General features: G+C 65.6%; 9 protein-coding genes. 1 reads left to right on the top strand and 8 read right to left on the bottom strand.

What is annotated here, in order from left to right; translation table 11 throughout:
• Position 1 precedes the first annotated feature (1 nt).
• The gene (locus U1737_RS04085) at positions 2 to 709 is read right to left on the bottom strand and encodes an endonuclease/exonuclease/phosphatase family protein (protein ID WP_332795731.1); all 708 of its coding nucleotides are present in this window, start codon (positions 707 to 709) and stop codon (positions 2 to 4) included.
• A gap of 216 nt (positions 710 to 925) precedes the next feature.
• On the opposite strand from U1737_RS04085, the gene U1737_RS04080 reads away from it, so the two are divergent.
• Positions 926 to 1678 (top strand): prolyl hydroxylase family protein, encoded by a 753-nt coding sequence (locus tag U1737_RS04080; RefSeq protein ID WP_248521906.1) that lies wholly within the window; start codon positions 926 to 928, stop codon positions 1676 to 1678.
• A 151-nt stretch (positions 1679 to 1829) separates the two neighbouring features.
• Here U1737_RS04080 and U1737_RS04075 read toward each other — a convergent pair whose 3' ends face one another.
• From U1737_RS04075 to U1737_RS04045, 7 genes are all read right to left on the bottom strand, one after another.
• Entirely contained in the window at positions 1830 to 2450 is a 621-nt protein-coding gene (locus U1737_RS04075) for a L,D-transpeptidase (protein ID WP_332795730.1), read from the bottom strand.
• A gap of 43 nt (positions 2451 to 2493) precedes the next feature.
• The gene (locus U1737_RS04070; protein ID WP_332795729.1) at positions 2494 to 5019 is read right to left on the bottom strand and encodes a two-partner secretion domain-containing protein; all 2526 of its coding nucleotides are present in this window, start codon (positions 5017 to 5019) and stop codon (positions 2494 to 2496) included.
• Between the two features lie 67 nt (positions 5020 to 5086).
• The gene (locus U1737_RS04065) at positions 5087 to 6769 is read right to left on the bottom strand and encodes a ShlB/FhaC/HecB family hemolysin secretion/activation protein (RefSeq protein WP_332795728.1); all 1683 of its coding nucleotides are present in this window, start codon (positions 6767 to 6769) and stop codon (positions 5087 to 5089) included.
• 536 nt (positions 6770 to 7305) lie between these two features.
• Positions 7306 to 7947 carry a Crp/Fnr family transcriptional regulator gene (locus tag U1737_RS04060; protein ID WP_332795727.1) on the bottom strand — a complete coding sequence of 214 codons (642 nt, stop codon included), beginning with the start codon at positions 7945 to 7947 and terminating at the stop codon, positions 7306 to 7308.
• A gap of 506 nt (positions 7948 to 8453) precedes the next feature.
• Positions 8454 to 10964 carry a glycoside hydrolase family 31 protein gene (locus U1737_RS04055; RefSeq protein WP_332795726.1) on the bottom strand — a complete coding sequence of 837 codons (2511 nt, stop codon included), beginning with the start codon at positions 10962 to 10964 and terminating at the stop codon, positions 8454 to 8456.
• Entirely contained in the window at positions 10961 to 12493 is a 1533-nt protein-coding gene (locus tag U1737_RS04050; protein ID WP_332795725.1) for a tryptophan halogenase family protein, read from the bottom strand. The genes U1737_RS04055 and U1737_RS04050 overlap by 4 nt, the downstream gene beginning before the upstream one ends.
• Positions 12490 to 14091, bottom strand: a complete 1602-nt coding sequence (locus U1737_RS04045) for an alpha-amylase family glycosyl hydrolase (RefSeq protein WP_332795724.1) — start codon at positions 14089 to 14091, stop codon at positions 12490 to 12492. Before U1737_RS04045 ends, U1737_RS04050 begins: the two co-directional genes overlap by 4 nt.
• Positions 14092 to 14093 lie beyond the last annotated feature (2 nt).

Genomic DNA, 14093 nt, shown 5'->3' with positions numbered 1-14093 from the left:
ATTATGGAGCCGTTGCCCTGGGTTCGAGCATAGCCCAGATCGGCAGATGATCAGACGCTTTCCGCGCCGCGGGGCTGGCATGCACGCCGCAATCGACCACGTTCAACTCGCGCGAGACCATGATCCGATCGAGCCGCGCGATCGCCCGCCGCGAATGGAAACTCGCGCCGGTCTCGGCAAACGCATAGTCGCGCCCAAAGTCGCGCAGGCACCCGGCGCCCGCGCTCCACTCGTTGAGATCGCCCATCATCACGGTCGGACGACGATGCGCGCAGGTATCGACATGATTCATGATCGCCGCCGCCTGCTTGCGCCGCCACAGCCCCGACAGATCGAGATGCATGCCGAGCACGCGGATCGTACCGCCGGCGAGTTGCACGTCAGCCATCACCGCCCCGCGCGGTTCCAGCGCCGGCAGGTGCAGCGGTTCGCTGGCGATCACACACGCCGATTTGCGGACCAGGATGACGTTGCCGTGCCACCCCATACTGAGCGCGCGGAGGCCGAAATCGACCGGTTTCCAGTCGCTGTGTTCCTCCAGCAGATGATGCGGCAGGACGCATGCCTTTGCGCCAAACCGCCGGTCCGCCTCCTGCAACGCGATCACGTCCGCGTCGATTTCGCGCAGAACCTCGACCACGCGCTCGGGATTGCGCCGACGGTCGAGCCCGATGCCCTTGTGGATATTGTAGCTGGCGACCTTGATCATACGTGGGCCCTATAACGCCTCAGGGTGATCCCGGTTGCGGCGGGGTCCATGGCGGGGTAGCGGTGGCGAATAATCGCACAATCGGGCCTGGCCAAAGTTCGCTACAGCTCAATCGCCTAAGTAAACGTTTGAGATATATCAAGAAAAAAATATAAACATATGATAAGATGTCTGCTATTGGTCTAGTAAAGGGCGTATGAGTAGAGCGATCGAAACATGTCCGAATTTCTAGATACTGGCGCTTGGCCGACCGACAAGTTTGAAAATGCGTCGTTGATGTCGGCTCCATTGTCGGCGCTCGATCTGCGCGACGGGCAGCTGGAAGCCCTGGCCCGATCCGACTCCGCGGTGCGCATTCGAGAGCGGATCGCGCATTACGCCGGGGCCGTCCGGATCCCGTCAAACGGCGTCGAACTCTATGTCGTCCGCAATTTTCTCACGCTTGGCGAATGCGCTGCGCTGATCCGGCTGATCGATACCGATCGCGTGCCGTCGCCCGTCGTCTCCGACGATCCCGTACCGTCGTATCGGACGAGCGAAACCTGCTATCTCTATCCCGGACCCGACGCGGTAACGGCCGTCGAGAGCAAGCTCGACGATCTGACCGGTCTCGATCCGGTCTTCGGTGAAGCCTTGCAGGGCCAGCGCTATGCGGTCGGACAAGAGTTCAAGCCGCACCATGATTTCTTCGATACCGGGCAGCATTATTGGCGAAATCAGGTGCCGATCGGCGGACAGCGGACTTGGTCGGCGATGACGTTCCTCAACGAACCGACACTGGGCGGCCGGACGAACTTTCCGACGGCCGGCGTGATGATCGCACCGAAGGCCGGCAATCTGGTGATCTGGAACAACATGGATGCGCTGGGGCGGCCGAACCCGGGGTCGCTGCACCAGGGCATGCCGGTCGAGCAGGGCGTCAAATACGTGCTGACCAAATGGTATCGCGAGAGGCCTTGGTGCCGGTGACGTAGGGGCCGGGCGGGGCGCAATTTCACCAGACTTGGCTGAGAAGTGCTGGAGGGACGGAGCGCGATAATTCTTGTTCCGTGTCCTCCCCCTCCGTCTGGCGAGCGCCAGCCACCTCCCCCTGGCGGGGGAGGATTTTATTGTCTGTCTGTCAGTCCGGCACGGCGAACACGCTTCGCAACGGCTTCGTCTCCGGCAGGATGTAGACGATCCCTACGGTCCCGGTGAATAACGGCTTCACCACCCCGTCGTAAAACCCCGGCGGCACATTCACGCAGCCATACGAGATCCGGTTGTCGCTCGGCGTCGGTGAGGCGAGCCGGCCGGCGCGATTGTCGACGCGGCGGCCGACGATCACGCGGTGCATCGACAGCGCGGCGTCATAGTCGATCCACAGGATGTCCTGTTCGAAGTCGCGACCGAGCGAGGCCTTGAACCGACCCGCGGGGGTCGTGCGTTCGGACGGCGTAATCGTCGCGAGCTTGCGCTGGCCGATGCCGGGCACGCTCGCATCGCCGCGCGCCATGCCGAGCAAGGCTGGTGCCGTACCGCGCAATCCACCGGTGGCGTCGAATGCGAAGACTACGGCGTTCACCTTGTCGATGACGATGAACGGCAGGCCCTGGTTATCGTGCGACGCGGCAACCCAGTCCGCAGTGTCGCGCGCATCGTTCGAAACCGCTTCGGTCCCGAACCGTCCTACGGGTTCGGCGCGTACGGCCTGCGCCACGCCTGGGGAGGTCGCCGCGAGCGCAACGAGTCCCGTTATCAACGTACCGCGCCATTGCCGTCCGATCCTGTCCCGGCCGATCACTTTAATGGCGCGCCTGCTTGCGTGGATAGTCGGGGACGGCCGGCGTGTTCGGCGGGGTCGGTTGCACGAAGGGACGATCGGGTGTCGGCTGCACGGCCTGCGGCGTGCCCGGGGTCTCGACGATGACCGTACCCGGACGGATCGGCGGCGGGAATGCTACGCCATCCTCGACGACCTCGATCGGCGGTGGTGACGGGACGCGGACCATCACGGGCGGAACGTCCAGGATCGGGCGTGCCGCGGTCGGCAGGTTTGGCACAGGTGTTGGTGTGACGATGACGGGCGGCGTGGGCGTCGGCGTGGGCGTAGGCGTCGGCGTAGGCGTAGGCGTCGGTGACGGTGCTGGCGATGGTGCCGGGGCGGGCGCTGGTGCTGGAGCTGGAGCTGGAGCTGGCGCTGGTGCCGGAGCAGGCGCTGGTGCCGGGGCAGGCGCCGGAGCCGGAGCCGGAGCCGGAGCCGGAGCCGGAGCGGGAGCGGGAGCGGGAGCGGGAGCGGGAGCTGGTGCCGGGGCAGGCGCTGGCGCAGGAGCCGGAGCAGCCGTAATCGTCCCGGTCGTCCGGAACCCGGCGACGCAGCACGAGCTCGCCAGCGCGTACTGGTCCGCGTTCGCACCGGTCAGCGTGTAGCCGCTGAAGCTCACGCCGATCCCCGTGCCTTCGCCGGTGCTGTCGAACGTCGCGGTCGCATCCGGGCCGGCGACCAGCGATACGCCGGTCGGCGTGCCCGAGGTGCCGTTGGTGTTGAACCCGCTCAGCACCGCCGCATTGGTGCCGTCGGCGACCTTCTGCGCGGTCGGGAACAGCAGCATGCGCTGGGTGATCGCCGCGCCCTCGGTCAGCACGAACTCGGTCGTGAAGTCGGTCGGAGTCGTGTACGAAATGGGGTTGTAGTTGATCGACACCGGCGCCGCAGTGACCGTGGTCGGCGGCGACAGCGCGGAGAACACGATCGTGCCGCCGTTGACGCCCGGCCCGGTGCCGTCCGCGCCGGCGATCAGCGTCAGCCCGACCGGCAGGCCCAGGCTCTGCGCGGGGATCGTCGTGCCGCGGGTCAGCGTGACCGCCGCATCGATCAGCACGTCGTGGCCGGCGCACAGTGCGATGTTGCCGTCGGTCGTCGTGATCGCGTGAAACACGTTCACGTTCTGCCCGGCGTTCAGCAGGATGCTGCCGTTGGTCGTCGTCAGGTCCGCGTTGACGTTCACGTCGCGACCACAGCAGGCGACGATGTTGCCGTTGGTCGCGGTGATCGGCGCGTTGATGTTGACGTCGCGAAACGCGTTCATCGTCAGCGTCGTCGGTACGCCCGACGCGGTCCATGCGACCGCATCGTTGACGAAGATGTCGCCATTGCCGGTGGTCGTGTCGCCCGCCGTGGGGATCGTGCTGATGGTGATGCTGGTCGTGACGAGCTGCGCCGACAGCGTCGCGCCCGAGATGTTGCCGCCCGCGCCGATCACGTAATCCTGCGGATCGATCAGCCACATGCCGGTCATGCCGCCCGGTGCGTAGGTCGAGACCTTGGCGCTGTCCGCCACGGTGACGGTCGCGGCGGAGGTTTCGATGAAGCCGCCATTGCCGCCGACCGGCGCGCTCGCGTCGAGCGTGCCGGCGAGGGTGACGGTGCCGGTCTTCATGTCGCCGAGCAGCAGGATGGTGCCGCCACGGTTCTGCAACGTGCGCGCCTCGACGATGCCGGTGTTGTTGACCGCGGTGTGGAGCAGGTCGCCGGCCCCTTGCGCGGTCATCACGACCTTGCCGCCGTCCGCGCGGATCAGCCCGCCGTTGCGGACCAGCGCGCCGACCGCGCCCTTGTCGACCGCGACGTTGAGCAGCCCGTCACCCGCCACGTCGAGCGTGATCGCCTCGCCGCCTGCCAGCACGACGGTGCCGAAGTTCGCCTTGATCGTCCCGCTATTGCCGACGTTCGCGCCTAGCAGCGCGACATAGCCGTTCTTCGCGGTGATCCGGCCGTCGTTCTGGACGCCTGCGCCGCTCGTCCCTGCGAAACTGTTCTTGCCCGCGAGGAAGTCGGCATCGGAGATGTTGAGCGTCGAGGCCACCAGCCCGCCGACGTTCACGTTCGCGGTCTGGCCAAACAGGATGCCGTTCGCGTTGACCAGGAACACCTTCCCGTTCGCCGACAGATTGCCGAGGATCACAGACGGATCGGTGCCCAGCACGCGGTTCAGCGCGACCGAACTGCTGGTCGGCTGGTCGAAGACGACGCTATTGCCCTTGCCGATCGAGAAGGACTGCCAGTTGATCGCCGCGCGGTCGCTGGTCTGCGTCACGGTCAGCGACTTGCTGCCGGCCGCGATGCTGGCCTGGCCCGCCACGACCTCACCCCCGGTCGGCAGCGTCTGCGCCTCGACCGGACGTGCAGCCATCGTGCCAGCAAGGCTGAACCCGATCAGCCACGCGAACCGCGCGAGCCCGGTCGTGCCGAACAGCCCGCCAAGCCGCGTGCGCGTAACGGAGGGAGCGAGGCGGCTGGTGTTTCTGAGCGAAGAGGGAATGGGGGTCATGGGCGGTATCCTTGGTGGCGGCGGATGGCCGCAAAATTGCGGGTGCCAGCAGCGTTTGGCGGCGCGGTCAGAAGGTCTTCGAAACCTGGAACCAAGCGCGGCCCGACTTGTCGGGGGCGGACGTCGCGTCCTCGTCGCCGAGTTTGCGCGCATAGGTCGCCCGGGCGGCGATCCCGTACGGTCCCGCCCAACTCAGGCCTGCGCCGTACGCGCTGCGCTTCGCGTGATTGGAGCCGGTGAAATACGGGTGCTTGACGTAATCGACCTCGCCGACGTCGACGAACCCGAACAGCTGGAGCGCACCCGGCACGACCTGCGGCAGCGCCAGCCGCGCCTCGGCGGTGGCGACGTAACCCTGGTCGCCATACGCCTCGCCTTCGGGATAGGCGCGCACCGCATAGGCGCCGCCCAGTTCCATCCGCTCGGAGATGTCGAGGTTGCTGAACGCGATCTGCCCGCGGGCGGAGGCGAACAGCGACAGCGGTCCGGCGATCGTCTGCAACCGCGCGAAGCTGAACTGCAGCTTCCCGTAGCTGCCGTCGGTGCGTGCGGTCAGCGCGTCGATGGAACGCTCGTACGCGCCGCGGATGTCGAGATTGCCGACCGAATAGCTGAGCGAGTACGCGCTCCAGCCGCCCCCGAGCAAGGTGTCGTGCTCGTCGCCGCTGAGCCCTGCGGTGATCACCTGCGCGCGACGATAGCTGGTGGTATCGACGATGCCGATCTTGTCCTCGAACCATTTCACATCGCCGCCGACGGTCACGTACAGATTGTTGTCGCGCGAACGGATCAGCGGATAGCTGGCATAGACGCTGGCGACGTCGGCGTTGCCGCTGCCGTCGAGGCTGTCGAATTCCTTGCCGAGCGAATATTCGAGATGCGCGAAGGCGACGCCCAGCGTGACCTGGCCGATCGGCGCCTGGTACGATGCGCGACCGTAAGCGAGCCCGGAGAACGAGGTCAACGCGCGCAGGCTCAGCACGTCGCCGGATCCGGTCGGGTTGTTCCAGTTTACCGAACCGCCGACGCGGTAGGCGCCGGTGTAGCGGTTGCCGGCATTGTCGGCCTCGACGCTGCCGGTGATGCTCTGGCCGGGGGTGATATCGACCAGCAGGTCCGACGTGCCGACCGCGGTGCCAGGGCTGAGCGTCGACTTCACGCGCACGCCGGGAAGGTCCGACAACATCAGCAGGCGACGTTCGAGCGGGGCGACCGCGACCGGATCGCCAACGTCGAGCCCGGCGAGGATACCGTTCGCGACGCTGTCAGAGAGCCGCGACTCGTTCTTGACGCCGACTGCGCCGAAGCGCCCCTCGATCACCGCGATCGTGACCGTGCCGCTCTGCACGTCCTGCTCGGGGAGGTAGGCGTTCGCGACGAAATAGCCGCGGCTGGTGTAATAGGCGGTGATCCGCGCGGCGAGCGTCTTGAGGTCGGACAGATCGAGCTCGCTGTTCGGCGTGAATTCGGACGCGGCGATCAGGTCGGCCTCGGGGAACAGCGTCGCACCGGTCACGCGGAGCGACCGGACGAGCGTCTTGGGGCCACCGGTTGCGGCGACGACAACGGGCGTCTTGCGCTCGAACCCGAAATCGGGCGCGGGAGTCTCGTTCAGCGGAGTCGGTGGGATCTGCTGGAGCTGTCCGCCGGCGCCGACGGGAACCTGTGCCTGCGCGGATTGCGCGGAAACCAGCAAGGCAGCCGGGCTCACAGCCGCAAGCGCGGCCGCCCATAGGGTCGACTTGTACATGAACACCTCGATCGTCACCGCGGATGGAAGGCACGGATCTCCCATCCGCAGCAGCGGGAGCCGTTCGAAGGGGGTAGAGCGCCCGAAGCGAGGACGAAGCCTTAGCGGATTGCAGCGGATCGATCTGCGTCGAACCTCGCTGCCATCGAAACCCATATGGTCAGGGCATTGTATCCCAAGCGGTCGACCGGTCGCGAGGATCGCACGGTATGATCGCTAAGTCTGCTTAACCTATGTAAGTCTATCAAATAAAAATCAAGCTATAAACTTGATATGATAGTGTAAAACGTACAATTTGCGGTGATTGAGACGGTTTGCCGATCGGTCTGGCGGCGCAAGACTGGAATTAAGACCGTCTATTAAGATTTAGATAACATTATTTCGTGTCCAGCCCGCGAAGTGACTCAGGATCGAACCTGGGTTTCACTGGCCGAGTCTATCGATTCGGTCAGATCTCTGTAGTTCGATCGTCGAGAACGGCTGGAGCTGGAGTCTATGTCGGCGGAGCAGCGACCGCGGCGCCGACATCAGGCGGACTAGACCGTTCGGTAGCTGGGGGCGGGCACCTGCCGGCCTGGATGCAGATAATCCGACGAGAAGCAGGCGACGTCGCGCAGCCCTTCCCAGTTTGAGAACACGACGTTGCGCCAGCTGCGCTCGATCAGGCCGGCGGCGTGAAGCGTCTTCAGCATTCGGTTGACGTGAACCGCGGTCAGTCCCGTCGCCTGGCCGATCTGTTCTTGCGACATCGGCAACTCGTAGCCGGCGGCGGTATCGCTCCGCCAGGCGTCGCAACGGACCGCAAATTCGCACAGAAAATGCGCGACGCGGCGCAAGCCGTCTCGGGCGCCAATGTTGACGATCCATTCGCGGGCGATCGCATGGTTTATCGCTTGATGAATACCAAGGGCATGGGCGATCGCCGGCCGGCTCGCGGAGAGTTGCTGGACCGCGGATAAAGGTATCATGGCGACGTCTACCGTCGTGAGCGCGCGGACGTTATGATCGGTCGTCAGCAAGTATACATGCTCGAGGCCGATAACATCACCGGGTATGGCAAGCGACACGATCTGGCAATTTCCCTCGCCATCGTCCTTTTGGCCGTAACAATAGCCATCCAATAGTACCGAAACGGTATCACACCGGTCACCCTGGCGTACGAGATATCCCGACGCCATGAATGTCTTTCGCGTAAAGGGCAGATTTAGAACGTGATTCCGGTCATCTTCGGCGAGCGAGACCCCGAGCGAAAGCCCGTCGAAAAACTTGGAGAGCGTCGTATCGATGTCGCGGTGTCTCTAAAAACCAGAGTATGTGTCTGACATCCGGTTCGACGGCGTCACACTTGGTATTGATGGTCTTTAGCAGATGTGTGCGAGATCAAGGCGATCAATTATCAGTATCAAAAAGATTTTTTGTAAACTTATATTTGATCGTCAGCGACGGGAATACTTGGCTCTTCCGTATGGGTAAATCCGTTCCGCAAGCGATACCGGGATTTCTAGTGCCGGCAAGGGGATTAGAACCGCGTCACTATGGGGGAGGGCGGTACACCGCACGCGCCGAGGCTCTTCTGCGCTCCCGCTAAAGGCAGCCGCGACCATCCCGCGCACGTCGGTGCGCGCGGGATGGTCGTCGGGTGTTCGCTGAGCAACACTCCGCTACGCGCGGGGCGGCTCCGCGATCAGTTGGTGCGCGCTGTGCGTCCGTCGATCGCGATCGTGGTGGCACCGGATTGCGCGGGAACGGTCACGGTCGCGGTCAGAGCTTGGGCGTCACCGACCATGTCCAGGCGCTTGCCCTTCACCGTGGCGGCGCCGCTCCCGGTCCAGTTGTGGACGGTGACGGCAATCGATTTCCACCACGGCTTGAACCCGCCCTCTGGCTTGGCGAAGTCGATCGACAGGCCGGTCGGCGTGATCGTGCAGCGCACCGTCTGGCGGAAATAGCCGCGGCGGGTGTACGCGAGCGTGCGGCCATCGTCTTCGTAGAGCGTCCCCAGGCAGTCGGCGCCGGGATAGATGTCGAGACGGAGCGGACCGTTCGGGGTTTCGCTCGTGCTCTGGACCAAAGGCTGGCGCGGCAGGATCGTACCGGCGCGGACGAACACGGGCAGGTGATCGAGCCGCGGCGTTTCGGTCACCCGGTCGCCGAGCGTACGCGCGGTCGGTACTGCTTGCGTCGCCGACTGGATCGGGCCGGCAGCGGCGGGCTCGGGCGTGCCGACGCGCTGTCCGGTCCAGTAATCATACCAGCCGCCCGCGGGGAGGCAGACGTCATAGACCTGCGGCGACTCCGGCTTGGGCGGCGGCGCGATCAGCAGCGACTTGCCGAGCGTGAACGCCATCGACTGATCGCACGACGCGGTCGCGGCGGCGGGATAATCGTAGAACACCGGCCGCATGATCGGATCGCCGAACCGCGCATTCTGGTCCGCCAACGCGTAGAAATACGGCATCAACCGGTAGCGCTCCTCGATGAAGCGGCGGCGGATCGCGAGATGGTCGGGGCCGTCGACCCAGGGTTCCACGCGAGGGGTGCCGGTCGCCGAATGGTTGCGGAACACCGGCGTGAACGCGCCGATCTCGGTCCAGCGGGTGAGCAGGTCCGGGCTCGGGCCGCCCGCAAACCCGCTGACGTCCGCGGCGCTGTAGCCGAAGCCCGACAGCCCGAGGTTGATGATCTGCTGCACCGACAGCTTCAGATGATCCCAGGTCGCGCTGTTGTCGCCGGTCCAGGTGACCGCATAACGCTGCCCGCCGGCATAGCTCGCGCGGGTCATCACGAACGGGCGCTCGTCGGGGCGCAGCTTGAGCAGGCCATCGAACGTCGCGCGTGTGTTGAGCATGCCGTAGACGTTGTGCGCCTCGCGGTGATCGGTGATGCGCGCGGTGAAATCGTCGCTGTCGATGCGGTGGCGGGTGTCGAGCGGCATCGTCTTGGTCGGCGTCTCGAAGATCGCCGGCTCGTTCATGTCGTTCCAGAAGCCCGCGATCTCGGCGTCGAGAAAGCCCTTATATTGCGTGCCCCACCAGGTCCGTGCAGCGGTCTTGGTGAAGTCGGGGAATACCGACGGCCCCGGCCAGACCGGCGCGACATAGGGGGTGCCGTCCGCATTCTTGATGAACGCATCGGCCTTCATGCCGCTCTGGTACGGCGCGTAGCCCTGCTCGACTGCGGCGATGTGGAGATCAGTGATCGCGACTAGCTTGATCCCGTCGGCCTTCATCTCGGTGGCGAGCTTAGGGAGGTCGGGGAAGGTCTTGGCGTCCGTGGTGAACGGCCGGTTGCGATCCTGATAGCCGATGTCGAGCCAGATCACGTCGGTCGGCACGCGGTCGCTGCGCAGGCGCGCGGCGATCTGGCGAACCTCGTCGGCGCTGCCATAGCTGTAGCGCGACTGCTGGTAGCCGAGAGCCCATTTCGGCGCGAGCGGGGCGTGGCCGGTCAGGTCGGCATAACGCCGCGTGACCTCCGCCATCGATGGCCCGGCAATGAAATAATAGTCGATCGGGCCGTCGGGGCCGCCGAACGAGAGCGTCTCGGCGTCGCGGTGACCGAAGTCGAACCAGGTGCGGTAGGTGTTGTCGAGCAGGATGCCGTAGCTGCCTCCCGCGCCGCCGGAGCCGATGAAGAAGGGTATCGACTTGTAGATCGGATCGTCGGCGCTGCTGAACCCGAACGCGTCGGTGTTCCAGTCGACGAAACCGTGGCCGCGCCGGTCGAGCCCCTGCGTCTTGTCGCCCAGGCCATAGAAATGCTCGGCGATCGGCAGCGTCTTCGAGATCGCGAACGCCTTGCCGTCGGTCGCGACGGGGGCGGCGTCGGCGGAGATGATCTTGCCGTCGAGCGTCTCGAAAGTGATCGCGCCGCCGGCACCGATCCGCACGCGGACGCTGGCGGTGGTGAAGCCGTCGGGGGCGGCGGTGACGGCGATCTTCTGGTGGCGGATCGCGGCGGGGACGGCCCAGCTGGCGTCTTCCGGAAACAGGCCGTTCTTGTCGATGCGCACGCGGACCAGACCGTCGGTCATCGCGGTGATCCGCGTGGTGGTCGTGCCGACATGGACGTCGATACCGTCGCTCCGTGGAGTCAATGTTGGCGCGGGGATGGCGGCCGCTGCGGGCGTTTGCGCGTAGACGGGAACGCTGCACACGCCAGCGGTGGCGGCGAGCAGGAGGGCTAGGCGTTTCATACGGTATCCTTGTGGTCCGCCAGGTGGCGGAGGCGAGAGGCGTGCGACCCGAAATTCGATGCGCAACGGGTCAGGAAATCGTCGATCTTCGGCAGGTCGATGGGATCGATATCGGCGCCGGGCGGGACGAGCCGCGCGGCATCGGGGAAGGTGCCGTAGCCGGCGAACAGGCAATGCCAGCTGATTGCCGAATAATAGCGGCCGAGCCCGGCGCGATCGATCGCCGCGACCATGTCGGCGCCGGTGAACCAGGTGGACATCAGCATCTTCAGGTCGTCGGACAGGGCGTCCACGCTGCGCGCTTCCGCCCAATAGCCGGTCGGATCGTCGTGGCGCTGGTTCAGCCGGTAATGCGCGACGATGTAATCGCGGACTCCGTCGTAGCGCGCGGCAATCCGCGTGTTGAACGCGGTCCGGACCGCGTCAGTCGCGCCGCCCTGATCGACCATGTCGAGGAACGCTTCGACGGTGGCGATGACGAGATGCAGCGCGGTCGCCTCGAGCGGTTCGAGGAAGCCCTGTGCCAGCCCGACCGCGAGCGCGTTGTGCGACCAGCTGTCGCGGACGCGGCCGACGCGCATCTTGAGGTGGCGCGCTTCGCCGGTGTCGACACCGATATGGGCGCGGAGTTCGGCCTCGGCTTGCGCTTCGGTCAGGTGACGGCTGGAATAGACATAGCCGTTACCGTTTCGACTGGTCAGCGGGATGTGCCACGCCCAGCCAGCCGATAGCGCAGTTGCGCGCGTCTGGCTGGGGATCGGCGCGCCGGGTGCGTGCGCGGTCGGCATCACTACCGCGCGGTCGTTGAACAGCGCGTCGGCATAGCTGACGAACGGCATTTCCAGCGCGCCGAAGATCGTACTGCGAAACCCGCTGGCGTCGACGAAGATGTCGCCCACGATACGCTCGCCATCGGTATCGATCAGCGCGACGATGTCGCCGTTAGGCGCACGCTCGACACTGGCGATCCGGCGTTGGAGGTGGACGACGCCTAGCGTCTCGGTCGCATGCTTGGCCAGGAATGCCCCGACCTTGTACGCGTCGAAATGATAGCCGTAGCTGACCTCGAACGGGAAGTTCGCGGCGGGCTGCGGTGCGCGGTTCTGAGCAGCGAGGCGGGCAGGGAGCAGGAACCGGTCCGGGTGCGCCTCGACATCGCGACCGGTCCGTCGTGCGCGCGTGTTGTAGAAGAATTGCGGTGCGGTGTGGCCGTCGAGCGCGGTGGGGAAGGGGTGGAAATAGCGTTCGTACCCGGCGCGGTCGGACCAGCCCTCGAAGCCGATCCCGAGCTTGTAGGTCGCGTCGCACGCCGCCATCCACTCGGCTTCAGCGATGCCGAGCGTGTCGAAGAAGTGCTTCAACTGCGGCGTCGATCCTTCGCCGACGCCGACGATGCCGATCTCCGGGCTTTCCACCAGCGTGACGCGAACGCCGCGCGCGCTCCAACGATGCGCGACCAGGCACGCGGTCATCCACCCGGCGGTACCGCCGCCGAGGATGACGATGTTCTGGCCGAGCCCGTCGATCACCGCTGCAGCACCAGCCCGGACAGCGGCGGCAGCGTCGTCGTGTCGGCGTGATCGGTTGCGAACAGCATGTCGCCATCGGTGGCGATGCCGGTCGGCCAGCCACGTGCGTCGTCCCCGAGATTGAACACGCAGAGCAGCGTCTCGTCGTCGGACTCGCGCTCGAACGCGATCACCGCATCGTCGCTGTGCACGATCCGCAGGCTGCCAAGCCGCAACGCCGGATGGGCCTTCCGCGCCGCGATCAGCGTCCGCGTCCAGTGCAGCAGCGATGTCGCGTCGGCTTCCTGCGCATCGACCGCGATTGCACGATGATCCTCGCCGAACGGGAGCCACGGCTGGGTGCTGCCGAATCCGAGATCGGGTGCCGCGCCGATCCATGGCATCGGTGTGCGGGCCCCGTCGCGGGACAAGGTGAGCGGCCAATTCGCGATCGCCTCGGGATCGAGCAGGTCGGCGAAGGCGATGTCGACCTGCGTGAGGCCCAGTTCTTCGCCCTGGTACAAGAAAATGTTCCCGCGCAGCGCGACGAGCAGCAGGATCTTCATCCGCGCGAAGGCATCGCGCTGGTCGGGCGTCGTCCAGCGCGAGATCGCGCGGGGTGCGTCGTGGTTCTCGAACGCCCAGCTCGGCCAGCCAAGACCCGGCGTATCGGGCCAGTTGCCGACCGCATCGACGATCAGTTCGGGGGTCAGCCGGTCCGCGTACAGGAAGTCGAAACCGTACGCGCTGTTGAGCCGGCCATTGCCGCCGGTGAACAGCTTCATCTCGCGGTCGCTGTCGTCGCCACCCACTTCGGCGACCGTGAACCCCGCGCCATATTCGTCGAGCAGCGCGCGGATCCGCTCGATGAAGCCGACGATGTCCGGATGGCTCTGATTGTGCAGCTTCAGCTGGAAATCGAACGACCGCGTCCGTGCGCGGTTGGTCGCGGGCGCGGGCGGATTGTCGGTCAGCGCCGGGTCGTGCATCGCGAAGTTGATCGCATCGAGGCGGAAGCCGTCGACGCCGCGATCCAGCCAGAACCGCGCGGTCGCGATCAGCTCGTCCTGCACCGCGGGATTATGCCCGTTGAGCTGCGGCTGATCCTTGAGGAAATTGTGCATGTAATATTGGCCGCGTCGCGCGTCCCAGGTCCAGGCCGGGCCGCCGAACACCGACTGCCAGTTCGATGGCGGCGTGCCATCGAGCTTGGCATCGGCCCAGACATACCAGTCCGCCTTGTCGCCGCTGCGCGACGCGCGGCTCTGGCGGAACCAGTCATGCTCCTCCGAGGTGTGCGAATAGACCTGATCGATGATGATCTTCAGGCCCAGCGCATGCGCGCGCGCGATCAGCGCGTCGAAATCGGCGAGCGTGCCGAAGATCGGATCGACGTCGCGGTAATCCGACACGTCGTATCCGAAATCCGCCATCGGCGAGGTGAAGAACGGCGACAACCACACCGCGTCGACACCGAGCGCGGCGACATAGTCGAGATGCGCGGTGATGCCGGCAAGGTCGCCGATGCCGTCGCCGTTCGAGTCGGCGAAACTGCGCGGATAGATCTGGTAGATCGTGGCGCCCTTCCACCAGGGCGTCGGGGTCTCGGAAGCGGTCATCG

The organism is Sphingomonas fucosidasi (genome assembly GCF_036663855.1).
Classification (GTDB): domain Bacteria; phylum Pseudomonadota; class Alphaproteobacteria; order Sphingomonadales; family Sphingomonadaceae; genus Sphingomonas; species Sphingomonas faeni_B.
This window is presented reverse-complemented; position numbering and strand designations above follow the sequence as displayed.